Source organism: Xenorhabdus vietnamensis (genome assembly GCF_002127535.1).
In the GTDB taxonomy this organism is placed as follows: Bacteria; Pseudomonadota; Gammaproteobacteria; order Enterobacterales; family Enterobacteriaceae; genus Xenorhabdus; species Xenorhabdus vietnamensis.
The window spans coordinates 7933-33189 of sequence record NZ_MUBJ01000006.1; the positions used below are offsets into that span (position 1 = coordinate 7933).

A 25257-nucleotide genomic window follows, 5' to 3' on the forward strand; every position below is an offset into this window, starting at 1 on the left:
TGACCAGAGTTCGTGCTGGATACGGGTCACCCAACCGTGGGCGGGGCAAGGCTGGGGGATGCTGGCGATCCCGCGTATCGGGCAGGAAGTGGTGGTGGACTTCCTGCACGGCGACCCGGATCAGCCGATCGTCACCGGCAGAACCTATCACGCCAGCAACATCCCGCCGGGCGGGCTGCCGGGCAGTAAAACCCAAATGGCTTTCCGCTCCAAAACCCACAAAGGCGAGGGCTACAACGAACTACTGTTTGAGGATGCGAAGGGCAGTGAACGGCTTGCCTTGCATGCGCAGAAGGATATGCACACCACGGTGAAAAATGACCAGAGTCTGGTCGTGGAAGCAGGGAACCGGACGCTGACAATTCAGACAGGAGATGAATTCAAAACCGTGCAGCAAGGCAACCTGACAGAAAAAATCTGCCAGAAACGCAGTACACAAGCCAATGTGGTGCAGGTGAAAGCAAACGCAGGTAAAGCCGGGGCGGGGACCCAATTGTACGAAGCCCAGGATGATATCACGCTGAAAGTCGGCAGCGGCACCATTCAAATGACGAAAGCCAACATTAAAATTTCGTTTGGGGGTGCCAGTATTGAGCTGAATGACAGCGGGGTCACCGTATTAGGTGGCCAGGTTAACATCAACAAATAACGCATAGTCATTTTTAAATTGCGGCAAGCAAGAAGGAACTTCCATGAACAATCAACTTGATCTCGCGCCTTTCCACTTCAATCAAGGCTCTATTATGCTGCCAGCTAGCTGGCAGGATACCAGTATTCTGGTGTTGAACAGCACCGATGAAAAAATGGCACCAGTTTCACCATCTCCCGTGACAATTTGCCATGGGGGCTGGCATTCAGTCAGTTTGCCGAGCGGGAAATGACGTCCATTGCCAGGCAACTGAAAGATTATGAAGCGATAAACCATAAATCCGGGGAACTGAACGGCTTTGAAACCGAAACCTTTGAATTTCGCTGGCGTGCCCCAAGTAGTCCGGTACATCAATTAATGCTGCTGCTTAACACCCCCAATCAAGTGCTGATTTTCACCGGCACCTGTCAGGGAGAGATGACGGCGGCACAGCGGGAACAGATGCAGACCATGATGGCAACGTTCCGGTTGCGCGATGAGCCGAAGGATAATGTCTGACAGGGAGATGTGATATGAGTGTTTCACAGAATGTGATTATGGGCGCAGCAGCGGCAGGGCGACCCTCTCCGTCGCCTGCCACAAATAATCATACATCGCCTTCAAAGGGAGGCAAGCTTGCGCCAGTACCGCCACGGACAGAAAAATCCACGTCTGACCGGGCACTGGAATTTTTACAAAGTGATACCTTCTCCAATGCCACGCTGGCGACCAGTGCCACCTATGCGGTGGCAACGGGCGCTGCGGCCCCTTTTGCGGTGGGATTAGCCGCTGGCGCAGCAGGCGGGGCCGCGGGTATGTATGTCGGGGATAAAGTCGGCCACGCTATCGCCAAAGGCATGGGGATGAGCACCGTGGCAACCGAAGGTGAAAATCCGGCCAGAGAAGGCGATGCCATTGCCCATCAGAATAAAAATGCCGGGCTATGGGGGGCGCTGGGCGGGATTTTACTGGGTGCTGTCGCAGCGGTGGCAGTGGGTGCCCTGGTGGTTGCAACAGGAGGGGCGGCACTGGTTGTGGTTGCTGCGGCCGCTGCGGCCGGCGGGTTTGTCGGTGGCGCCTGTGCCGGGATTGGCGCCGCCATAGGGCAATATGGCAGTAATAAAGGTACCATTGCGAAAGGATCACCCAATGTGTTCTTTGAGGGTAAACCGGTCGCGCGGCAAGGCGATCAGGTGGTGTGCAGTGACCATCCTCCCGGAGTGGTCGCTGAAGGCGCCAAGACCGTGTTTGCCAACGGCAAGCCGATTGCCCGGTTGGGGCACCGCACCACCTGTGACGCCAATATCAACAGTGCCGCGGGTTCTATTTCCATTACCCAGGAAACGGGAGAAGCGCTCCCTATTTTGCAGGAAAGCAATAAAGCCTTACAGTGGGCGGTGGTGATTGCTGGGTTATTACCCTTGCCACGCAATAAAAAAGGGGTCACCCAATCAGATAAGCCGAAAAAATCGACCCAGAAACAAAGTAAAAAACCGAACGAAAACGATAACTGTGGTGACCCGGTGGATATGGCCACAGGCGATTTCCTGCAACAGTGGCCGATGCTTTCCCTGCCGGGCACATTGCCCCTGTCATTAGTGCGTACCTATCGTTCAACTGAAAATTTTGCCGGGCTGTTCGGTCCTAAGTGGTCAGATGACTGGTCCCAACAGTTAAGGCGAGCGGGGGAAGTCACGCATTTCACCGATGCAGATGGTGTTATCTATACATTTCATACGCCGGATGAAAATGTGTTCTCGGTTAACCTGCATGCCGGGCATTATCTGCTGTTTGGCACGTTAACGGGCGGATTACACCTGTTTGATCGTCAGACGCAATTAACGCAGAGTTTTGAACAGCGGGTAGGTGATAAACAGTTATTGTCTGCGATCCGTGACCGTCACAATAACCAAATCACCTTCCATTATGATGATCCCTTTGGAGAGCAACAATACCGGCTGTCACAGGTTATCCATTCCGATGGTTATCACTTATTACTAGATTACGACCAGAACCGGTTGGCTTCTATCGAGTATCTGACTGAAGAACTGCGCCAGACGCTGGTCACCTGTCAGTACAACGCACAAGATTATCTGTCAGAATGCCATTCGTTTCAGTTCAGTCACCTCTGGCACGAATACAATCCCAGTGGTCATATGACCCGCTGGCATGACACGGATTCAACGGATGTGTCGATGGGATATGACAACCGGGGGCGGGTGGTCTCGGTCAGTACCCCACAAGGCTATTGGCAGGATCGTTTTTTATATGATGAGATAAATAAAGTTACCACCTATCTGGATGCAGAGGGCGGGTGTACCCGCTATTGGTACAATGAAGACGGCCAGATTACCCTCAAAGTTGACCCGTTGGGGCGGGAAACGGTGCTGGAATGGGATTTGAGTCATAAACTCTCAGAAACCGATCCCCTGGGCAGAAAAACGCTGTTCGAATACACGCCCTACGGTGAACTGACCCAACTGACACTGCCTTCCGGTGAAATATTTGTCTATGACTATGATGAATACGGTCAACTGTTGCAGGCCAAACTGTCGGATGGCAAAACGTGGCTTTTTCACTACAGTGACCAGGGCGCACTGGATGCCGTAACCGACCCACAGGGGCGATTGGATGAGTACCGTTACAACCAACATGGCGAAATCCTCAGACGGGTACTGCCGGATGGCACCCAGTGGCGTTATGAATATGAACAACACCGGCTTCATGGTGTTCTGGCTCCCAATGGTTACACCACCCGCTATGAACAGGATGGGCTGGGGCGGCTGAGGAGTGTGACGGATGCGCTGGGTCAGCAAACCCGTTATCAGCACTGCGCGTTTCATGCCAGCCCGGAAAGCAGCGTCACGGAAATTGAATTGCCGGACGGGGTGAAACAACATATCGGCTATGATAATGAGCGCCGGGTCACTGCGATCACTGATGGTGAGGGAAATACCACCCGTTATACCTATGGTGCCTTTGACCTTCTGACCCGGCTAACCCGCCCGGATAGGACAGTCCTGCATTTTGGTTATGATCGCTTAATTCGCCTGAACAGCGTAACGATGGCAACCGGTGAAACTTATCGCTATGAGCGGGATTTAGCCGGGCAAATTATCCGTGAAACCGATTTCACGGGACGGACAGTCGAATATACCTACGACCGGGCAGGCCGCCGAACCCTGACACTGTATCCCAACGGTCAGTTGATCCGTTTTTGTTACACTGCCAAAGACCAGATTCAGCGGCAGGAATACTGGCAAACAGGAAAATTATTCTGTGAATTACAGGCTGTCACCGAATATACCTACGATGCTCAGGGCAGGATGATCCGTGTCACCTCAGCAGATGCGGTGGTGGAGTTTGACTATGACGATGCAGGGCGTGTGATTGCTGAACGATTGAATGGTCGGGAAATCAGTCATAAATGGGATGACCTTAACGACCAACCGATAGCAGAAATTCTGGACGAGGATACGCTGCATTTTGGTTATGATCGGATGGGTGCCCTCAATCACTTCCAGTTCAATCAACACAGTCCTCTCTCTTTGCAGCATAACCCGCTGGGACAGGAAACGGTGCGGGAAACTGCCCTAGGTTTTATCCTCGCCAGCCGCTACACCGCGACAGGTTTACTGGCACATCAGTCAGCAGGACGGGCAACCACCCTGTTCCGGGAAACCCTGCAACAGAACGATCCCCACTTTCCGCCGCAAGCAACGGCTGTCAACCGTAGCTGGCAATATGACCGGGCATACAACCTCCGGGTGATTGATGATGGTCGCTGGGGACAAACCCGCTACCGTTACAATGCTAACGGCCAGATAACACAGACACTGTATCAAGGTGCTCGTCCCTATGAAGAGCAGTTTAGTTATGATGCCAATGGAAATCTAAGCCAACACATTCCCGTGGATGCCCAAGGTGCAATCACCCAAATCACGCAGCGTCAGCAGGCGGGGCGAGTGGTGCAGCACGGCAATATCCGCTACCGTTATGACACCAATGGGCGGCTTATCGAAAAAACCGAGCAGCGTGACGGCTTCCGCCCACAGATTTGGCGCTACCGCTGGGATGTGCTAAATCAACTGACTCAATGTGAAACGCCGGACGGCTCGCGCTGGTACTATCGATACGATGCGTTTGGGCGGCGTATCCGCAAGCTGAAAGTACATGATGGTAAATTAACCACAGCCAACCTCCAGCGCTGGCTGGATGGCAAACCGGATTTATCACCCAACCCCTCTAGCATCATGGGGTATGACTACCTATGGAGTGGTGACCGGCTAATAGAGGAAATGCCGTTATATGCCGATGGTACCCCTGTTGAAGAACAGCGTATCCGCTGGTTGTATGAACCAGGGACGTTAACCCCATCTGCTCGCTATGAACGAGGCAAACTGCACTATATCGTTAGCGACCATCAGGGCACCGTGCGGGAAATGCTCAATGAAGACGGTGGCTTAGTGTGGGCCCATCGGTTGACGACTTGGGGTAAAGCCGAACAGTCACAGGTATTAGCCTCGAATGATGACGACTATCACGTTCATTGTCATTTACGCTTTGTCGGGCAGTTTGAAGATGATGAAAGTGGATTATACTATAACCGTTTTCGATATTATGATCGGAAGACTGGGCAGTATTTAGCACCGGACCCGATAGGATTGATGGGGGGGATGAATCCTTACAGTTACGTCGAAAATCCGACGGGTTGGGTTGACCCGTTGGGGCTGTCAGGATGCCCTCTCATTGATCGAATCGTTAATGAGGCGAATAAAGTTGCATCACCGGGAGGGAATATAACGTCCAAGCAAGCACAAATATTGAGAGGTAACTCACCTGTTGTTCAAAGACGTAGTGCTGCTCAAAATAAATTTGCAAGGAAAGAATTTGAGAAAACGCAAAACTATTTAATGCAGCAGTGGGAGGCTAATACAGGTAGGACGTGGCCAGCTGGAGCTACTCCTCACCATATCATTCCGTTAGAAAGTGGCGGAGCAAATAAATGGTGGAATTTAATGCCAACTCATGGAAAATTACCTAATCATTCACTACCCGGTATACCTGGTCCACATGCAGCAGGAGGAGTCCTCCGCACTACGATTCAACAAGGAAGGAAAGCTCTTCCGCCAGGAAGTATAACTGACATGAGACTACCATATGATTAATATTAACGATGAGTTAGAAAAAATAGAGAAGGCCAAATTTTTTTCTAATATGGGATTATTTGATCTTCATGATCAAAATGTAATTTTAATTGAGAATGTCGAAAAAGTGTTTATTAACCCCTCAGATATTGAATTTAAAGGGACTTATAAAAATACTGAATGGCTTCCAACTTCACTAACTCAGGATGATCCATTTTATAAAAAGCAAGACAATCCTAAAGACCTTATAGAAATCAGGATGAAAATAAATAAAGCAGTTATGAATTCAACCAAGGAGCTAGATAAAAGCAAATTTATATCTAGGCCACATGATTTTCATCAAGCAGCAAGGAATGCTATATGCTATGCGTTCAGGCAATATATGTCTGAAAAATATTTCAATCTTGGTAATAAATGGGAAAAAATAGTGGATATATATTATGCGGGACATTGGCCAGTTGGAATTTCTAAAGAAAAAATAATAGTTATTTAATATAAAAGAAGGAAGATCATGGGGATCTTCCTTCTTTATTGTTCTTACCGTGGCGAATACCCGTGATAGGCCAGTGCGGACTGGAGCCACCTTACCACATCCTCAGCTTAATCTCACTGAGCTGGTCTTGCTGGTACTGGCGCTTCATATTGCGGGGGCGTCGCTGTCAGGGATCAGCACTAAGCATGAGTGAAATAGAAAGAAACATAAAGAAAGCCTTAGAACGGGGAGAAATTGTTGAGATGAGTTCTATTCCTAGTTATAAAGGATCTTCCAGAATTCTAGTAGGTATCACAATAAAAGCTGAAGGTTCTGGCGGCTTCTATGAATATGTAACTATTCTTAACCCCCCAGGAATGTAAGTAATGAGCATGAAAAATTCAAATAGTATATTGCCCCTGCCTGAGCATCCAAATGAGTACGGTCAGGATGAAAACTGGCCATTGATAGATGGTCAGCGCTCTTTTCCTAAAGATTATATTGATTTTATAACGCAATATGGCACTGGCAGACTTGCTGATTTCATCACTATATTTAATCCGTTTAGCAAAGATGATAATTTGAATTTTTTCAGGCAGAAAGAATGGATTATAGAAGATTTTCAATCTTTTGTTGATTCTGATCCAGATTATTATCCGTTTATTCTTTATCCTGATACTAATGGGCTACTTCCTATAGGTGTTACTGATAATGGTGATTATATTTTTTGGGTCGCATCATCAGATAATAGTGATTTATGGAATATAGCAGTTATTGCGGCAAGGGCACCAGAAGTGGAGTATAGGAAAGAAAATTTCTCTGATTTTTTAGAAGGTGTTTTGTCAAAAACAATAAAGTGTGTTTCATTCCCTGATAGTTTTCCTTCTAAGAAGATAGAATTTAGTAGTTTTTAAAAATTGACCAGAAGATCCCTGCGATCTTCTGGTTTATTCTTTTTATCGTAACGAAGCTATATTATTGATACTCTTTCTCAACATGATAGTACCGTAAACTGTCTCAGGCATAGCGGGAGGCCAGATTAACCGTCTCTTGTCAAATTTAATAGTTATTCTACTACCCTTGTGAATCCCCTCTAAAAAACATTATTTTATTTCAATGATCTACTACCGTGAAAACAAGCTGCTCTCACGTATAGGAAATAAAGTATATTCCTAAAAATCCATCCAGAAGCATTACACTATTTTATTATTCTTTAATTTCCAAAGGGGTTTTACATTTAATTCCGGTTAGTTCTGATAAATCAACATCTTTTCTTGTCGTGTGAAAAATTTCTTTACGCCTTTGACTAAATAGATGCTGGCAATGCACACACATATCATTAAAATTGCTCGGGTTTTTAATGGCTTTTAATGTCCTGACGGCATATTTACCACACCGACACCTGACGACATAAATCGCATTACTTTTTCCGTCACTCCGTTGAGACAAAGGGCGGACACCTAACACGGTAAAAAATCCATATTCATAGCCTTGAATCTGTATCAGGATGTTGATTAAATTTGTCTCCCTTTTGCTTAAACGTAAATCATACGTCGTTTGGTAAGGAATAAAATAGTTAGGGTGTTTTTTATTTATCCTGTTCTTACCCTTTTCTTTGGTATCGTTCATCACTTCTTTTAATCCATTTTATAGCACATTAAATAGATTCTAATTTAACTATTTTCATTATTAATTCAATAACGAAAAAACTAACCTTAACATTTAAGTTAAATCGGCCAAATCGCTTCTTCTCATTGTTATACATTAAAAATGATGAAAATACATATTCCGCAAAATATGGACATGACCTACAATTTTATAGGATTATGTAAATAAGACATCTAATCAGATAAAAATTTGACCAACTGTTTTTACGCACTATTTATTGCCATGGTAATAAGTAGCGAAGCCTCAACGGTTGCGACCCTTGAGGCTTCTATAATAATTAAATATCGTCTATTACCCTAAAAAGGATATCGATATAAACATGAAAGTATAGCGCTTTATATATAAGGTATATTGACTGAAATGGCATTACATAATTTACTTTTTTGTGATACAGGTCATAAGTGCTGTGTTAGTTATGTGAATATAAGACCTGAATTCAGCAGAGCATGAATTAAAACATTAACGCGACAATATGACTTATTTTAATTATCGAAACAATTATCAATAGATTAAAAAAAGGAAAATATTACATTCAAACTAAACTTAGGGGATAATGTTCTATCCCTTAAGTTTTAAGCACTTCATTTGACTATTTTCCTTTGGACAACACCTTCTGCATCACCATCTGCCCGAACATGCCCGCAGATTGCCTGACCTGCCCCACGCCCTGACTCATCATGCCGGCCATATCCCCCATCCGCACACCGGCCCAGGCCAGTGCACCCAGCCAGACCATCGGCAGCACAATAAACAGCGTACCCATCACCAGCCCCATGATTAAATCGTCTGAGGTATTCTGAATGCCGGCCAGATTAAACAGGCTGTGGGTTTCTGAGCCGTACAGGGCTTCCAGTAAATAGCTGTCCAGCCAGCGGGCAGTTTCCCACCAGAACGTCAGGAAATTCAGCGCGAAAATCACAAAAGTCAGCGTGAATACGGTCTTAAACTCATACGCTGCAAACAGCAGGATCAACGGGATTAAGATATACAGCGCCATCAGGATCACCGCCTGCATCATCGGCAGAGCCTGACGCACCGCGTCGAACATCGGCATGCCGAGTAATCCGCCCAATAGAGCACCAGCCGAAGCACCAATCCGATTAGATCCATCTAACAAGCCGGGATCGGCATTGCCGCCATACCCGGCATAGACATAACCGTCCTGAGAAACCGTCAGATTCACCGGACTGACCAGACGGCGGATCACCGCTTCCTGATATTCCTGCGTATCTTTGCCCAGTATTTTCAAGGTTGCAGACAGGCGCAGCCACAAGCCCGGATCGGCTTGTGCCAGTACCCGGTCTTTCAGTCCGGTTTTGGTGGCTGACCACCAGGCTTTGCAGGTCGGATATCCGCCCTGCCCGGTATAAGGCCGCCCACTGTCCCGGCTCGCCTGCCACGGAAAGTCGGCTCTGGGCGTACGCGATTGCAGGGTTTGGTAATCACCGGCTAAAAACGTGCGGCTGCCCAGCCAGTCGATATCATTCAGGTTAGCCGGATCGGTGGTTTGCCCCTGATCACGTTGTTTCCACTGATAGAGCGCCAGCGCATAACAATCGTGGGTGAAATCCTGTAACTCCGCCGCCAGTGCCGGGTTGCTGATACGGGTATGCTGTACTTCAAAACGCAGTTGCCGTAAATCCGGCCGACAGGGAATAGAGGCCACTGCTGCCTGCGTTACCCCCTTGGACAACCGGTGTACCACCGCCCACCAGAGGGGTACGGCTGCCGTCTGATTATTCAGGCTGGATATCACCGGCGCATAACCACTGCTATCCGGTGCTTTCGGTGTCCAGGTGCCACAACTTTTGGCACGGGACGGGTCGTACTGAAGGGTCGTCAGGCTGACATTGACCAGCGGCACACAACACACCACCATGACGAAAAAAGCGCAGTACAGGGTGTTTTCAATCCGGGCGAGCGACTGTAACCCACCATTGCCCTCTTCTTCGCCACCTTCACGCACTTTCAACCAAATGGCTATTACCTTTATCACTAAAGGCAGCGTAAACAGCCCGGTTGCAATCAGTATTTGCCACAGGCCATTGTTGACGACCCAACCGAGTAAGGTCAGAAAATATTCCAGATAACTGTTGGTGGTCATATTGTGCCCTCAACATGGCCTGACAGGGCATATTCACACAGCAGAATAAACAGCAGGCTGACCACTATCATCCTTATCAGCGTTGCGTGGTGTTCCGTCTGATGTTTTACCCTTTGCCAGATTTTCCGGCAGCCCCAAAGCAGCCATCCGTAAAGGCTTAATCGCCACAACAGCCAAAGTGATTGATGACTTTCCATCCAGCGATTGAAGGCAGAAAGGTTTTCGGGATAGCACATCCCCGCCCAGCCTGTTGCTAACGTCACCATCATCACCAGAGCGATAACCAGTAATAACCCGACACCTTTTCTGACTATTGAACGTTTCTCTGCCATCATACGCCTTACCTGCGCTCACGCTTTGGGGCTTCCAGCTGATAAAAGCGTGCATCGGTGCTGTCCGGGATCTGTTTTTGTGGATGCATTCTGATGCGCTGGGTGTCCCGCTCGATAATGGTCAGGATGGCATTGTGAGCCAGTTCGCGTTTCAGCTGCATCTCATTTTTTAACGCATTGATTTCCCGGTCCAGTGCCTCAATCCGCCGTTCGCCTTCTGCCAGTGCTTCCGATTGTGCCGCCGCATTGGGTTCTGACATGCCGGTGATAAGCATCCGCCGCATCAGCAACGCCGTCTCTGTGGTTTCTGCCATCGCCAATTCGCCCGCCAAACGCGCTGTCAGTGCGGCCCTATCCGGATCACGCTGCAACGCCTGAATAACACCCTGAGTCACAACCAGACTGCCGGTTTTCAGTTTCGCCAGATTTGCAGCCGTCGGTTTTTCCGTGCCGCTGACCAGTTTCACCAATTGTTCTGTATTGGTTTTGGTATGCGCTTCCAGCATCGGGGCAAACCCCGTACCTGCGACTGTTGTGCCCGGCTGGTGTTTTTCACCACCACTGACGCATTCTGCTGCGTGGATACAGGTACGGATTGCCCGGTCGCCCAGCACGCTGACCACCGCTTCGGCCGCTTCACGTGCATTGCTGAATTTGCGGCAGGCACTGCCCTCACAATTTTGGGTGCTGACAGACGACTGGCTCAGTACCGGCAGCTGATTCATCATATTAAACCCGGCGCTGGCTAAATCACGGGTCGGACGAATGGCATTCTGTCCCTTGCCCCCCTGCCGTTGGCCGCCAATCCACGGATGCCCACTGGCACCGGTCATTTTGCTGCCGGCGTTATTGACGCGCACCGCATCACCATCCCCGCCGTTGACCAGGCTTTTGTACTCCTGCAAGGCCGCCGACTGAGTCCATTTGGTGTTCTGCGCAAAATCCATCATTTTATTGGCCATCGCCCGGCAATTGAACTGGGCTTTGTCGAACGCCACATTGGCCTGCAAAACGCCGTTAGTCAGCATGTCATACAGCCCCGGATTGGCCCGCTGGATAATCATCGCCGGCAAGCTGGCTACTGCACCGGTCGCGCCCTGAATCACATCACTCATCAGGTTCTTGAACCCGGCCGTGATACCGTTCAACTGATTGCTGACAGTGGCTTTCAGGTCAAAATTGCCGCACATCAAATCCGAGCGCCAGCCCAGCTCCAATCCGCCAAGGGTGGCTGAACCACTGCGACTGGCAGGTTCAGAAATTACCGAACCGCCCCCCAGAGTATAGAACAGCGTATCGGAAACCGCACCGCTGGCTTCTGCCCCATAGCCCAGTGCGCTGCGGTTCACCTGCGGCAATGTCAGGGACAGCCCGGCTGAGTTGGCCTGTGCAGAAGCGATGGTCAACCCGCTGACTATCAGCAATAAGGCGGTTCTTTTCGTCATTATTTATCCCTTTTTCAGATATCCGTACTGCTGAGAAAACGCTGGCCACGCCGCTGGCAACAACTGTAAGGCTGCCACAGGGCATACGCCTGATTGCCATTGATTGCAGCAGTGTGTTCCCCGTCAGGAAACACAGCGCAGGACGGGCTTAACTTCGGTGATAACCGCTGCCATTGGTGATTTTTGGCACCAGTATTTTCGATGACCGGTTCCGGTGGCCAGTAACCGGCGGTGCGTATGCCTTTCAGTGTTTGATAAACATGGGGTTGCCCGACACGGGTGATGATATCCGCCACCCGCTGTGCCACCACGGCAGACGCCTTATCATCATCGGTCTGATTGACAAACCCTGAGCGCGGATAAATATTGCCCCACATATTGCCAGCCATCTGGCTGCCCAGTTCCCGCTGACCGGGGATCAGGGCTTCCGGATAGAACGATTCCGGCAAACCGGAGCGCCACGCCACAGTATCCAGTGTACTGAGAAAATAAGGCATCAGGAGTGTGGCCGCGCTGCGGCACGAATAACCGGGAATTTGTCCGCCTATCAGGTTAGTCGCGGGATGCCCGATGGCATCAGCATATTTGAAACGCAGGCTAGTACGCCGTTGCCCGGCAATTTGGACATTATGATGACCCCCGCCGGCACTCAGGTGAGATAACGCCCCGGTGACCGTATTTTCCAGTCCGCCGGATAACTGACTGACCTGCGCCATTTCTGACCACGGGTTACCACCGGGCGCATGATAGGTGGACACCACCGCTTCGGGGAGGTAATGGGTCACCTTAACCGACGTTTTCACGGTACAACCGTGCCAGCCACAGAGCAGCCAGTAACAGATGCCACTGACCCGCCACTGAATACAGGCGGGCGAGAGACTGCTGGCGACAATCTGGGCGGTATTGATTGAGGCCTGTGTAACCGGGGAAAATGCCGCTATTAGGGTGATGAGCGCAGGAAAAGTCACACGTTGAATACTCATGGTTGATTTTGTTCCCTAAGCGCGTTGGCTTTTGCCACATCCGCTGTGCCATACACCACATCCCGATCATCAAATACTACTGCCGGATACTTTTGCACGCCTAATTGCCATGCCTGCACCATGGCATAATAAGCCTTGATCAGTTGCTGTTCCTGCTGACGCCATTGGGATGATTGTAGTATTGCCTGTGCTTGCTTTGTGGCCTGTTGCAGATCGGCAGAGAGTTGTGTGAAGATTTGCTGCTGTTGTTCAGCAGTATCCAGCCAGACGACATGACTGTCCGGCGTCAGATTCCCCGATGGGTGCTGACGGTCGGTATACACCACTGTGCCCGCACCTGCACTCCCTGCCACACTCCATCCCAGCAAAAACACTAAATACGGCTTTTTCATCCTCTCCGCCTCTGCTGCAAACCCTCAGACCAGAGTGAAGAAAGCCACAGTAAAAGTCAGCCCGTAACTGATTTTCTGAAAATGAAAATAAACACACCGGCTGACAAAATTTGTGATGAACTCAATGAAAAATATGCCGATAAAACAATCAGCACCCCATCATAATGAGCAAAAAGTACACGCATAAATAACGGGCTTTGCCTGTCCCTTTCCTGCCCAGCTATCGGGTGGAGTAAGTCAACGGAAACCGAGCGGCAGCACCGACTGATACACTCTGACCACCATTATCGATTTTGAAAAAGAAGACAATATATGATAAATCCAATGCAAAATGAAATAACCGTTCCAGAAGGCTGGTTTCTTCTTATTAATGGCGAGATCCCCTTTTATTGCGATTGTGGGTGCACTGTCGCCGATTTTGCGGCAGCGGGAAAACTGATCGGCTATAACAAAAAAAACGGAATTTATTTCAAGTTCGCCTATGAATCCACTGACATAAAAGGGTATGAACCGCAGCCGGGAATATATGTTCTGACTATCAGAAAATACAATTACACACACAATTCCGGTCATTTTAGCCAATGTATTTATGCGGAAGTGAAACAGACGCAATGTCCGAAAGAATTTAAAAATATCATGACTGATATGTTAAAAATGTCGGAAGAACAGTCCACTTTTGAAGAAATAAAACGGCCAAAACCACAAGGAAAGTGCACACCTCAGTTACAGCAGTGCATTAATGATTTTTTTACTCACGTCAAGAAAGACCGCACAGAGGAAATTATGGCCTTAGTCACCTCTTCAATGTATGAAGACGGAGAAGAAAATATTCTTTATTTGCGTAAATTGTACTACGGAGACTATGAAAATCCCTTTCAGAGAAATAATTTTATTAAAAGTGAAATACATAAAAAAGTGGTATCGGAGATCTACAACTACTTTGAAACACTCGATAAGACAAGAAAACTTGAAAATGGCCGGGATCTTTTTCCCTTTCTTTTTAGTTCCCCAAAATATGATATCAGCACCATTGTGCCTAAAAATGTGAGTTTATGCGAAGTGCTTATGAGCATGAGCCATCTTCAGGATGAAAAAATCATGTGATAAAGCGTCAGAAGACTATTATCCCCGGCAGTCAGGTGGGATAACGCCCCGGTGACGGCATTTTCCTGTCCGCCGGATAATCGGCTGACCTGTGCCATTCCTGACCACGGATTACCGCCGGGTGCATGATAGGTGGAAATCGCCGCTTCAGGCAGGTAATACGTGACTTTAACCGAAGTTTTCACCGTCCAGCCATGCCAGGAACAAAACAACCAGTAACAAATGCAGCTGACCCGCCACTGAATACAGGCAGGCGAGAGACTGCTGGCGACAATCTGAGCGGTATTGATTGAGGCCTGCGTAACCGGGGAAAATGCCGCTATTAGGGTGATAAGCGCAGGAAAAGTCACACGTTGAATACTCATGGTTGAGCCTGCTCCCTGAGTGCACTCGCCTTTGCCACATCCGCTGTGCCATACACTACATCACAGTCATCAAATACCACCGCAGGATACTTGCGCACACCTAATTGCCAGGCATCAACAACGGCACGGTAATCATTGAAAATTTGTTGTTCCTGTTCACGCCATTGGGGAGATTGCAGCATAGCCTGTGCTTGAATAGCGGCTTGCTGCGGATCGGCAGAAAGGTGAGAGAAGATTTTTTTCTGATATTGTTCAGCCGTATCCAGCCAGATAATAGGTGTCTCTGGGGAAAAATTGACGGGAGGATGTTGGCTGTCAGTATAGATAACCATTTTCGCATTGGCCGATAATGATGCCAGCAATCCCCCCCAGAATAATAGAGCCGACTTCCACATAGTGCACTTCCCGTTTCATCAAGTACCGGGATAGCCTGAAGAAATACGTTGCAGAAATCAGCCATTAATTAGTTTTCCGAAAAATGAAAAAAAGAATTGATGTGCAAAGCAAAACATCCCCTATCATTCATTAATGGCCACACGCGAATCCCGTCATCGCCCAACCATTTCGCATCCATCTGTCTGTCTCTGCCCAAAACGCCCATTTCGCCTGATGCTCTGCTGAACCTGAGCTGGCTGCCAGATAATCCGTAGAAGTCACATAAAACTCCCGTGCCCAGCCATTGTAGAGATAAAAATTACCCCATTCTTCATAGAGCTGTTCGAGTGCATATTTGGAGGCAATCCGGCTGCCAAGTGATTTGCAAAGTTGTTTTGCCTCAGAATAAAACGCTTTCGTCAGGCCGGAGCGCTCAAACCAGGTGTGAACCGTCAAGGTCAATTCGACCTGCTGCCCGGTCTCATCAGTACCGGTGAATCTTACTCCGTCAGGATTTTGTTGCACCGTCACCACATCACCCGATACCGTGACCGCTGGAGAATCACTCTGCCAGCTTACCCGGCCTGTATTGCCTGCCGTGATAAGGCGAAATTTTGCACCACGCCAGAAAACGGAAGGCCCTCTGGTACCAAATGATTTCTGGTTGGCATTGCCGCCCTGACTATCAACAGCAACAATATCCTCAATACGCAGCGGCGAAAAAAATTCAATCACTGGCGATTCTTGTTGCTGATCACCGATCCGCGCAATAACCTCACCTTTTCCCGGATGGTGGCTGACAACAGTTACAGTTGCATTTCCCCAGTAGTCTGTCTGGGTTTTCACAGAAATCATCTCGCTGAAGTCCCCCGACCACTCAACAGTCTGATCCGAAAGCCCCCAGCCACGACTGTCCATGACCGTGACGGTGAACGTTACCTGCTCAGTGCCATTAGCTACCGCATGGGTTTTATCCACCCGAATAGTTGACAACAGGGCTTCTTCAAACATAATCACGGGTGCAGCCAACAGCTCATCGCCGACTCGGATCTGCACCTGATGCTCGCCTGTCAACGTACTACTCAGCTTAACCTGTGTTTGCCCCTGGCTATCCGTTTCTGTTCGTTCTGAAGACAACACACCGCGATCCGTTTGCCAAATCACCGACTGATTTGCCACGGGTAACCCCAATGAGTCTTTCACCGTGGCGGTCAACACCACCGTGTCCTGGCCATCGCTTTTCGCCCGGTCTTTATCCACTGTGATCACGGGTTTCAGCCAGCGTTCAAACGTCACCGGCGCAGCATGAAGTGTTTTTTCCGCCACCTCTGCTTTCATCGTTGCCGTTCCTGAGGTTTGGCTGACTAACCGGGCTGTCGCTTCTCCCTGGCTGTTTGTCTGCCCCTGCTTATCCAGCAGTTGCCCGTTATCCGCTGACCATTGCACTTTGCTGTTAGCAACGGGTTGATCTGCTGCATCGCGCACGTTCACCGTATAAAGGATGCTGTCCTGACCATCGGCAATAGCCGTTTGTTTGTCCGCCTGAAGCGTATGAGTTAGCGAGGCAATAAAGCTAATTGAAGAATACATCACCATTTCGCTGCCAACCACCACCGTCACTTCCGCATTTCCTGACACCCGGCTGGTTAAATAAGCGGTGGCCTGCCCTTTCGCATTAGTCATTAATGAAAATGAGGAGAACTGTCCAATATTGGTCTGCCAGCCAACGGCTTGATTTGGAACAGGTTGACCGTCGGCGTTTTTAACCGTGACAGTCAAGGACGCCATGGCTTTTCCATTCGCCTTAACGCTCTGTTTATCAACGGTGATTTCGGGTATCAGCACCGCATCAAACTGTACCGAAAGCGCCATGGTAACGTGCTCATCGACAGCAACGCGTACGGTGTGCAGACCCTGCTGACGGCTGCGGAGCACAACCGCTGCCTGCCCCTGTGCATCCGTGTTCTGCCGGGTTTGGGCTAATTCGCCTTTATCACTTGACCAGATAACCGTTTGATTAGGGACGGGAGTCCCCTCCTGATCGGTAACAAGGACGGTATAGATCACATTATCATGGCCATCGGCTTTAGCCTGCGTTTTATTCGCTGTCACCTGCAATCGCTTTTCTGTCGGCAAACTCACCATCATGATTTCTGCCCGGTTGGAACGGTTACCCCGGCTGTCGATGGCTATTCCCGCAAGCCGAACAGGTTTTTCCGTGGCTTTCGGCAACCGTAACGTCACTTTCTCCGGCCGTTGATCAAGCATTTTCCCGCCTGCCTGCTGTAATTCAGCCGTATCCAGCTCTAAACGTGCCAACGGATATTTGGATTGGATAATCGGTACAAAGGTCACTTCCTTGCCTTCATATCCGTTGATTGATGCAGGGAAAGCCAGTGTCAGCAACGTTTGTTTCTGATAATCCAACACCATATCGCTGCGGCGATTTACAACATCAAATTGGCTGGATCTTAAATTGCGCAATGGCGCGACTGCGTTTGGATCAAACTGTTGGCTGAACGGAACGCCCAATTGATAATTGAGGTTCAGAGTAAAACGGTTCTCACTGACACCTTGTTTACCCTGCCGAAAATCTGCGCCCAGTGTCACTAAGGGAACTGGCGTGTAAGTCAGCCCGGTGGTGACGCTATACGGATTTTTCTGGCGTTCTGATTCCCCCAATAATGCAACCTGCTGCCCGTAATAGTGTTCATACTTCAATTGCCCGCCCCAATGAGGAAAAGCAGGCAAATACGCTTCGGCCTGAATATCCCAGCCATTGGCCGGTCTTGCATCAAAATCCGTGAGCCTCGCGGTTTTCCAGTGAGATAAGCGCTGGTAAAGATTGGCGGACAATTTGACGTTATCATGCCAGGCTTCCAGCCCAAGACTGTAACGGTGATGCAGCTCCGGCCACAACGCATCCCAGAAGACATTGGCACCCCATAACCAATTATCGGCGACATAACGATAGCCAAATCCGACTGCCGTTGTTGTCTGACCGTGATGGTTTTTTACCCCTAACTGGCTGAATGCAGTACCCGAAACTGGTTGATAAAAAGGCAGTAACCAATCAAATGAAATGTCTTTTAACGAAAAATGATTGTCGAAAGGGAGTGTGAGGCGGGCATTGCCGTATTGATTTAACCACGGTGTCAGTGTCGACGCCACCGCAGACGTTAACTTCTGGGCGGCCATTGTTTTTGCCGCTTCGCTGGGTGATTGCGATTGAGTAAGTTGACTCCATTGGGCGGTGATTTCGGCCAGTTTTTGTGTCTGCGGGTCTTGGTTTTGATCTTCTGGCATAGCCTGACCGGAAAAACTCAGTGACAGACTTAACAAGCTGATAATCAGAGATTTTGTTCTATTATACCAAGTGGATTGGATTTTTTGCACCACGAGTTGTTACCCTTTTCATTCATGCTGAAAGGGGTAACATGCCGAAAACACAGCTTAAGTACCGCGCTTAATTCTTTTTTCGAACATGAAAATTAAACGACTGTCACCCATTGGATTCAAGATGTAATCCCCGCGCAATATCCATTTTTCTGGCCACCAAAACCGCCGCTTCCAGTTCACTGCACTGATACGCCCGCATTAATGCCCGTCGCTCCGCTTTTTCTTCTTTTTCCGTCATCCCCAGTGCCAGATAAAGGCTCGGTGGCACCACCCGGAACAAGGCTTCGATTTTTTTCGCCAGCACTACGCCTTCGGTATAGCAGCGCGGGAGTTTACTGGCGGAGAGCAACACGGCTTTTTGTTCCTCGGTCAGTTTTTTGAAGCGGGCGATTTGTTCGACTTCATCCGGCGGCATGGTCAGGCACAACCACCATTCAGCCATATTCAGCATTTTTTCAGCGGTATCCGGGTAGTCAGCGAGGTTTTGGGTTGCGAGCCACAGCCAGGCGCCCAGTTTACGCCACATTTTCACTACCTTGGTCATATAGGGGGAGAGCAGCGGGTTGGTGGTTGTGATATGCCCTTCATCGATCACCAATTGCAGTTCTCGATCCTGATATTGATCCCGTTCGGCCAGATTATTCACGGTGTTAATGAGTGAGACCATCGCCAGTGCCATTTGTGCCGAATAGTTTTCCCGCGCCAGTGTACCCAAATCAATCAACGTGACATCCACTTCCGGCCACGGCGTACCGGGACGGTTAAACAGTTCCCCTTCAAAGCCCTGGGTAAACATCGACATGGCACCGGCCATTTCATCCGCCCGTGCCCGGCGATGTGCCGTGATTAACGGCTGACCGTGTTCATCCTGTTGATGGTTTCGGGCGATGGCATACAACGCATTTTGTAAGTCTGAGGCCACCATCTGACGTCCCTCAGCAAAGCTGGTGTGTGCTGCCATCATAATGGCTTCACGGATTAACCCCCGATCCGAGCGGGTCAGGCGCTCTTCCTCTTTTTTCTCACCGCCAGTGATCATCAGCCGGGCGGCAATTTCCATCTCACCCAGAATATCGCGCTGTTCATCATTTTCGTCTTCCTGCGATTCATCAGGAATGTCCTGCCATTTATTGGGACTGAGTTGCAGCAGTTGATGGGCATCGGCAAATAGCGCCAGACTGACGCCACAACCCGGTTTGATACCGATTTTATTGACCGTCAGCCCCAGACTTTCGTAATAATCCGCCAGTAAACCAAAGCTGTTCCCCGCTTCCACAATAAACAGACGCGGTCGGTGGATCGCCATCAATTGCACCAGGGAGGCACACAGAGTCGCAGATTTACCTGCTCCTGTCGGGCCAAACAGCAATAAGTGGGCATTCTGGGTGCGATCCTGTTTGTTCATCGGATCAAAAGTCAACGGTGCCCCACCACGATTAAAAAAGCTGAAACCCGGATGCCCGGTGCCTGTCGAACGGCCTGTCACCGGCAAGAGTCCCGCCAAATGTTGCACCCAGCTCAGGCGGGTAAACCAGTGTTTTTTGTCCTTCTGCGGGTTAAAGCCCATCGGCAGGGCACGCAAATATGTATTCAGCGGGGAAACACTGAATTCCGGTCGCACGGGTTGTAATCCAGCACTCAGTAATGTGGAAGAAAGCTGATGAACCCGCTGATTCAGATTACCCAAATCCTTGCCACGCACCAGAAAGGTCAGCGCACTGCGATACAGTTTATGGCGTCGCCCCAGTAATTCCTTCACTTCCAGCACATCCTGCCGGACACGTGCTGATTCAGTATTTTCCCCCACCGCATTTTTTGCCAGCCGGGTAAAATCTTCTTCCAATGTGTCCTGTGCCTGCGCCACGATGGTCAGCGTGACCACGGTGCCTTCCGGCATCATATCCATCAGGGCATTGATATGATCACCCCGTCTTACTTCCCCTGTCAGCGTGCCCGGCTCCGGCGGGCGGCGCAGGCGTTCGACCGGAATGGCTTTATGCGGCAGGCCGTCAAACCACCAGAGTCCGTTTTCGGGATCAGACACCGGCGGGGTAAACCACAGACTTTCAGCAAAATCATTATTGACGGGAAGATCCGATTGTGTGGATGCCTCGTAACTCACAGTACGGTAAAAATCAGCCTTTTCCATGCCCCAGTCCGGGGCCGGATTAAAATGGCGCAATAGCCAGCTGTGAATCTGACCGCCATTTTGTCGAATGGCAATAATGCCAGCAGAAGCCAGTGATGACACCAGCCGTTCACAGACCTGATTAAGTGCAGCGACGGATGACAGAGAAGGGTTATCAGCACGGGATTTGTGGCCAGAGGAGTGCCAGCGGTAGACCACCATACGCGTCTGACGTTGCTGACCTCGCCAGGGTTGCCCGGTAATCAGAGAGTCCTGAAATATCCCGTCAGGCTGAGCAATCCCCTTCAGGTGGCGTTCCGATTCAGACAGAAAGGTGTCTGTAAAGGCCGTGCCTTGCGCCCACGGTTTCACATAGTCCTGTAATGTGTTGAGATAACTGGCCGGATCATCTTCATCCTGACAAAAAAACTGCACCACCCACGGTGAAATATCGTCTTCTTCCAGACTGTCCTGAATCGCATCTTCCAGCTGATCCCGAATCTCAATCAATCGTTCAAGGGGACGACCTTCCGTTGCCACGGGTTCAATGCGGTAAACCGCCCCCACGGAAATACCGTCGTCCAGCAACAAACATTGCCCGTCTTCCAGATATTCCACCCAAGGGAGATAATCGATGATGGAAGGGTTAGCCCGGTAAACCGCAGCCTCATCTGCCTCACGTAGTTGGCCGGGGCGATTCAATGCTTTAATGTTTTGCATTACAGTACCTCCGTGTGTTCACCCGGCAGGGCATACTGCACCTGCTGATAAAACGGGAACACCGTACTGTATCCCGGTATCGGTGTATTGCCTGCGGCCAGATGCGGATAAACATACATCACCATATCGGGATTGGGTAAGCGGGGAAACTGCTGGCTGATTTCATGCTCAACCGAACGACTGTAATGGTAAGGTTCTTCCAGTGCCCGGTTTCGTTCGGCAGGGGTTAACGCCCGGCGCAAGGTTTGTCTTACCTGTGCTGCGCTATGGCCTGCCTTGTTTCCCTGCCACATCGCCAGCACCGTCTGCTCCCCAGCAGGGAGTAAGGTATCTTTCGAGGTTGCGCAGCCTGCCAGCAGCCCGGCCAGACATAACACGACAGACTGTTTTATTTTCCGCATACTCGGGTCTCCGGGATGTCAATGGCGGTAAATGTGACAAATTCGGGGTGTACCGCCAGTTCTGATAAGGTAAAAGGTAGTCGCTCCCATTGTTCAGGTTCAGCCCCGGCGCTATTCTCAACTACCGCCTGCCACTGGGTTTCCGTCAGGCGAAAGACAGTAAAATCACCCTCACCCAACTCCCGGCATTCTCTGCCGGCTGAAAAATATAATCGGTACTCTTTTTTACGGACAGACCGCCAGTAAAGCTGAACGGGCATGGGTTCAGAATGGGGTGTTATATTGATTTGCAGGCAATAAGGCGGGCTGGCACAAAACAGCCATTGAGAAGAAGTCGTTTCCATTAATCTAAGTCTTCCTGAGTGACAGATTGGGTAGGTTCACTAAAACCGTAACGCACCTTACGTCCTGTCGTTTCATAATCAATCGCCAGCGGTTGTGTGATATGCACTACTAACCGGGCACCGGGTGGAACATAAACCGCATCAAACGTCTGGCTGTAACGTTGTTTGAGCCATTCGGTTATGTCATTCATGCCACCGGCCATGGCTTTTCCTAATGCAGATTGTCCGGCATTGCCCGTTAAGGCTGACATGATGCCGCCAGCACCGTTGGTTTGCGCGGTTCGCTGACTTTCGTTCAATGCGTCCCCGGCTGAATTCATGGCCGAAAGGGCAAACAACGTCGGCAGATAGGTGCTGGCGTTGGATTTACGCTCACCGCTGATACAGGGAATGCCATTTTCATCAGACAGCCAGCCGATGCCCTGTGGATTTTGCCCGGTGCCCGGTAAGGTACGCACCGTACCATCCTGAAAAACAAAGGTGATGGAATTGACCTGCCCCCGCACGCAGGAGAGTGTCCAGTCGCCACTGGCCGAACCGGAGATAACAGCACCTTCCACTTCCGGCAGTTCGATACCGTTGGCGGTCAGGTTGTCTTTGCCGATAAGAATTTTGAACGGATACGGATCAGTGACCGTGCCATTCACCGGAACACGGCCTAATAACGCGGTCATCGCCTGACTGCCCACTAAAGTGGCATTTTCAGACAGGGTATAGACCGGTTTTTCGTTTTCTTCCTTAAGCGAGGAATTTTGGGGTGTATTTTGCCCAGTGGTCGGTTGTTCACTTAAAAAAGAAGTCGAAAATTGTGCCGTGGTTTTTCCATTGCCCATAGCTTGCATATCTGAAGACTTTTCATCAGCAGGTGTCACCCAGATGAGTTCATCCTGCCCTCTGACTGGATTGGCGGCATACTGACTGCTTGTCAGCCCCAGCCCAAGCGGCATCTGATTATCCTGAGCAGGCAAAGGCGTTGAATTTAACCGCTCTGTCAGCAAATCAATCTGTGCCAGCAATCCCCTTTGATCGTCCTGTAACTCGCGCTGGCGCTGTTCATCCTCCTGACGGATGGCGGCAACCGCCGCATCTATCTGGCCGGCGACATCGTGGTTCTGATTTTTTAACTGGTCATTTTCTTTCAAAATATCGGCATTCTGCTGGCCTAAGCGTTTCTGCTCTGCCCGCACTTTATTCAGTGCCCCTATCAGGGTACGCAGGGTATCCTCCGGCGTATCGCCCCCTACCCCCAGCGCCTGCAACTCCTCCGGTGACAGCGTGGCCAACACATTATTCGCCGTCGTGCTGGGCGCTGCACCTTCCGTTGAACGGCAACTTTTGATGCCAATAAACCCGCCGATAAGCAGCACTATGGGCACCAGTATTTTCACCAACGCATTGGATTTAACCTGCATGACGTCCTCCCGGTTTCACCGATGCCGGCTCAGGTATAAGGGCGTTATCCGGCAGCCCTTTGGTGACGAGATACAATACCGTGGTCTCTTCCGGTGTCCCCGCCTCACCCAGCCAACGATGCTGGAACGTTGCCGCTACAAATTTCCCCTGTAAGGCCCGTGGATCAAGGGTGATTTTTCGTTGGATGGGATTGCGCAATTTCAGTGCTACCACAGTATGATTGTGCAGTCTCCAGCCTGCCAGCGGGATAATTTCAATCGGCTCTGACGGATAGAGGGTGGTGATGGATGAGGCCAAATGCAGGTTCATCGGCTGAATGCCGGTAACCGGCTCGACAGTACGTAATGGTGCATAGAGCTGCTGTGCGGCATAGCGGATCAGCGTTACCGGCACGGGCGTGGATAATTGGGATTTGCTCTGGGATTGTGATTTTTTAGTTGAATCAGGTTGTTTTTCATCCGAATAAATAATCCGTACCGGCTCTGTTGGCCCCGCTTTGGCGGCGGTGATATCCAGTAAAATGATTTCGCCATTTTCACTGTCCTGCAATTGCAGGCGGGTTTGCGGGAAAGCATTGTTGGCTTTCAGGTAAATCGCCCCGCCTGCGCTTTGTACCCGCAATTTATCGCTGAGCAACGGCGGAAAACCGACACGGACATTCCGGTCAGCAAAAATAATCCGCTCCTGTCCGACCTTGAGCGCAATGGATAACGGAATGCGTTCCCATTTCATCAGTTCATCGGCCTTTGCGCCGATGCTAAACAGCAAGAGGCTGACCAACCCCAGCCAAAAACAGGTATAGCAAGACTGATATCCTCTCATTGAAACACGCCCTTTTTCTCTTCCAAAGGTTGCGGCATGGCTTCCAGCCGCTGTGGCATTCCGTCGTAACAATCCAGTGCCAGCCCGAAGGGATTACGCTCGGCATCGCCTTCCCAGCGCACCACTTTCAGCGGATAGCGCACTAATGCCCGTTTAACCGGTTCGGCGTGATAATATTCATCGGCCACCAAATCCAGCCGGACCACCCAGTTATTTCGGTCACGCACCGTCACACTGCGCGTCCCATAGCCCCGGCCGGGAATTTCATACACCACGCGCACCCGGTCGAGCAGCTCGCCACTGTCAGCACGGGTTTTGGCATCTTCCCGCAGAAAATCCTGACACGCAGGCGTCAAATAAGGTGATAAAGCGTAAATTTTGGCCGGATAGTCCTGTGCGCCGTTTTTCGGCCAGGCGTTTAGTTGCTGGAAAATATAAAAGGCAAAACTGTAGACACTCGGCGCAGGTACTTCCCACCACGGGCGGGTACTGCCGGTGCGTAAGTCCGGCGGATTATGGATGGTAAGATTACGCGGTGAAGCCATCCAGCCGCTCAGGGTCAGCAGCAATACCAACACCAAAATGCTGCACACCATTCTCAGAGTCAGAATATGCTGATCCCGATTTTTGATCGCATGACGAAACCGGCTCATCGCAGGCTCCTGCTGCGGCGCAACGACCAGCCCTGAGCGGTAATAATCCATGCCGGATCACCGATACCCAGCCGGCGTTTTTTCTCTTCCAGCTTCAGCCAGATATAATTTTCCGGCTTGCCACGTTTAACATGCGCAAGCCAGCGCCCGCCAAAGCTTACCAGTAACAAGGGCATGACCAACATGCCGGTCGGGAGCATGACCCAACCGGCTAACGGGATCAGGGGAATACTGACTGCCAGTCCGAGCGCGATCCCAGTCAGTGCAGCCAGTCCCATCTCAGGCGTAGTAAACCCGCGAAATACCACCGGTTCGGCGTTTAAACGGTCAGGTAAAAAAGCGATCGTTTGCATGGTAACTAC

General features: G+C 50.0%; 24 protein-coding genes and 1 pseudogene. 9 read left to right on the plus strand and 16 right to left on the minus strand.

Annotation, left to right across the window (positions count from 1 at the left end):
- The 8 genes from tssI to Xvie_RS07190 form a co-directional block, all read left to right on the plus strand.
- Window positions 1-649 (plus strand): type VI secretion system tip protein TssI/VgrG (gene tssI, locus Xvie_RS07170; RefSeq protein ID WP_244175521.1); only part of this gene is annotated, 649 nt, incomplete at its 5' end.
- Between the two features lie 43 nt (window positions 650-692).
- Entirely contained in the window at window positions 693-881 is a 189-nt protein-coding gene (locus Xvie_RS22695; RefSeq protein ID WP_244175523.1) for a hypothetical protein, read from the plus strand.
- The gene (locus tag Xvie_RS07175; RefSeq protein WP_244175525.1) at window positions 836-1147 is read left to right on the plus strand and encodes a DcrB-related protein; all 312 of its coding nucleotides are present in this window, start codon (window positions 836-838) and stop codon (window positions 1145-1147) included. The genes Xvie_RS22695 and Xvie_RS07175 overlap by 46 nt, the downstream gene beginning before the upstream one ends.
- 14 nt (window positions 1148-1161) lie before the next feature.
- Complete coding sequence (locus tag Xvie_RS07180; RefSeq protein WP_244175526.1) at window positions 1162-5796, plus strand: RHS repeat-associated core domain-containing protein; 4635 nt, start codon at window positions 1162-1164, stop codon at window positions 5794-5796.
- The gene (locus Xvie_RS07185; protein ID WP_086108659.1) at window positions 5789-6268 is read left to right on the plus strand and encodes a hypothetical protein; all 480 of its coding nucleotides are present in this window, start codon (window positions 5789-5791) and stop codon (window positions 6266-6268) included. Before Xvie_RS07180 ends, Xvie_RS07185 begins: the two co-directional genes overlap by 8 nt.
- Window positions 6269-6317: 49 nt before the next feature.
- Window positions 6318-6461 (plus strand): hypothetical protein, encoded by a 144-nt coding sequence (locus Xvie_RS21520; RefSeq protein WP_167376244.1) that lies wholly within the window; start codon window positions 6318-6320, stop codon window positions 6459-6461.
- Window positions 6454-6630, plus strand: a complete 177-nt coding sequence (locus tag Xvie_RS21525; protein WP_167376245.1) for a hypothetical protein — start codon at window positions 6454-6456, stop codon at window positions 6628-6630. Before Xvie_RS21520 ends, Xvie_RS21525 begins: the two co-directional genes overlap by 8 nt.
- Window positions 6631-6633: 3 nt before the next feature.
- The gene (locus Xvie_RS07190; RefSeq protein ID WP_086108660.1) at window positions 6634-7161 is read left to right on the plus strand and encodes an SMI1/KNR4 family protein; all 528 of its coding nucleotides are present in this window, start codon (window positions 6634-6636) and stop codon (window positions 7159-7161) included.
- 292 nt (window positions 7162-7453) lie between these two features.
- Here the strand turns inward: Xvie_RS07190 and Xvie_RS07195 are convergent, their stop codons facing one another.
- The 6 genes from Xvie_RS07195 to Xvie_RS07220 form a co-directional block, all read right to left on the minus strand.
- Window positions 7454-7876: a hypothetical protein gene (locus Xvie_RS07195; RefSeq protein ID WP_086108661.1), complete on the minus strand. Its 423-nt coding sequence runs from the start codon at window positions 7874-7876 to the stop codon at window positions 7454-7456.
- Between the two features lie 628 nt (window positions 7877-8504).
- Window positions 8505-10019: a conjugal transfer protein TraG N-terminal domain-containing protein gene (locus tag Xvie_RS07200; RefSeq protein ID WP_086108662.1), complete on the minus strand. Its 1515-nt coding sequence runs from the start codon at window positions 10017-10019 to the stop codon at window positions 8505-8507.
- Window positions 10016-10354, minus strand: coding sequence for a hypothetical protein (locus tag Xvie_RS07205; protein ID WP_244175528.1), 339 nt, complete (start codon window positions 10352-10354; stop codon window positions 10016-10018). Before Xvie_RS07205 ends, Xvie_RS07200 begins: the two co-directional genes overlap by 4 nt.
- 5 nt (window positions 10355-10359) lie before the next feature.
- Window positions 10360-11796 (minus strand): integrating conjugative element protein, encoded by a 1437-nt coding sequence (locus Xvie_RS07210; protein ID WP_086108663.1) that lies wholly within the window; start codon window positions 11794-11796, stop codon window positions 10360-10362.
- A gap of 14 nt (window positions 11797-11810) precedes the next feature.
- On the minus strand, window positions 11811-12779 hold the full coding sequence (locus Xvie_RS07215) for a TIGR03756 family integrating conjugative element protein (protein WP_086108664.1): 969 nt from the start codon (window positions 12777-12779) through the stop codon (window positions 11811-11813).
- A complete protein-coding gene (locus Xvie_RS07220) occupies window positions 12776-13171 on the minus strand; it encodes a TIGR03757 family integrating conjugative element protein (RefSeq protein WP_086108665.1) in 396 nt (131 codons plus the stop codon). Before Xvie_RS07220 ends, Xvie_RS07215 begins: the two co-directional genes overlap by 4 nt.
- A 312-nt stretch (window positions 13172-13483) precedes the next feature.
- Between Xvie_RS07220 and Xvie_RS07225 the strand changes: the two genes are divergently transcribed.
- Complete coding sequence (locus Xvie_RS07225) at window positions 13484-14275, plus strand: hypothetical protein (RefSeq protein WP_086108666.1); 792 nt, start codon at window positions 13484-13486, stop codon at window positions 14273-14275.
- Between the two features lie 23 nt (window positions 14276-14298).
- On the opposite strand, the pseudogene Xvie_RS07230 reads toward Xvie_RS07225, so the two are convergent.
- From Xvie_RS07230 to Xvie_RS07275, 10 genes and pseudogenes are all read right to left on the minus strand, one after another.
- Window positions 14299-14640, minus strand: a pseudogene (locus Xvie_RS07230) (TraU family protein); the annotation flags it as partial.
- On the minus strand, window positions 14637-15035 hold the full coding sequence (locus Xvie_RS07235; protein WP_086108668.1) for a TIGR03757 family integrating conjugative element protein: 399 nt from the start codon (window positions 15033-15035) through the stop codon (window positions 14637-14639). The gene Xvie_RS07235 and the pseudogene Xvie_RS07230, both read right to left, overlap by 4 nt.
- Window positions 15036-15165: 130 nt before the next feature.
- The gene (locus Xvie_RS07240) at window positions 15166-18414 is read right to left on the minus strand and encodes an Ig-like domain-containing protein (RefSeq protein ID WP_086108669.1); all 3249 of its coding nucleotides are present in this window, start codon (window positions 18412-18414) and stop codon (window positions 15166-15168) included.
- A gap of 103 nt (window positions 18415-18517) precedes the next feature.
- Window positions 18518-21262, minus strand: coding sequence for a conjugative transfer ATPase (locus Xvie_RS07245; RefSeq protein WP_086108670.1), 2745 nt, complete (start codon window positions 21260-21262; stop codon window positions 18518-18520).
- Entirely contained in the window at window positions 21262-21663 is a 402-nt protein-coding gene (locus Xvie_RS07250) for a TIGR03751 family conjugal transfer lipoprotein (RefSeq protein ID WP_086108671.1), read from the minus strand. Before Xvie_RS07250 ends, Xvie_RS07245 begins: the two co-directional genes overlap by 1 nt.
- The gene (locus tag Xvie_RS07255; protein ID WP_086108672.1) at window positions 21651-22007 is read right to left on the minus strand and encodes a hypothetical protein; all 357 of its coding nucleotides are present in this window, start codon (window positions 22005-22007) and stop codon (window positions 21651-21653) included. The genes Xvie_RS07250 and Xvie_RS07255 overlap by 13 nt, the downstream gene beginning before the upstream one ends.
- Window positions 22007-23419 carry a TIGR03752 family integrating conjugative element protein gene (locus Xvie_RS07260; RefSeq protein ID WP_086108673.1) on the minus strand — a complete coding sequence of 471 codons (1413 nt, stop codon included), beginning with the start codon at window positions 23417-23419 and terminating at the stop codon, window positions 22007-22009. Before Xvie_RS07260 ends, Xvie_RS07255 begins: the two co-directional genes overlap by 1 nt.
- Window positions 23409-24242 (minus strand): TIGR03749 family integrating conjugative element protein, encoded by an 834-nt coding sequence (locus Xvie_RS07265; RefSeq protein WP_086108674.1) that lies wholly within the window; start codon window positions 24240-24242, stop codon window positions 23409-23411. The genes Xvie_RS07260 and Xvie_RS07265 overlap by 11 nt, the downstream gene beginning before the upstream one ends.
- Complete coding sequence (locus tag Xvie_RS07270; protein WP_086108675.1) at window positions 24239-24895, minus strand: PFL_4703 family integrating conjugative element protein; 657 nt, start codon at window positions 24893-24895, stop codon at window positions 24239-24241. The genes Xvie_RS07265 and Xvie_RS07270 overlap by 4 nt, the downstream gene beginning before the upstream one ends.
- The gene (locus tag Xvie_RS07275; RefSeq protein ID WP_086108676.1) at window positions 24892-25248 is read right to left on the minus strand and encodes a TIGR03750 family conjugal transfer protein; all 357 of its coding nucleotides are present in this window, start codon (window positions 25246-25248) and stop codon (window positions 24892-24894) included. The genes Xvie_RS07270 and Xvie_RS07275 overlap by 4 nt, the downstream gene beginning before the upstream one ends.
- Window positions 25249-25257 lie beyond the last annotated feature (9 nt).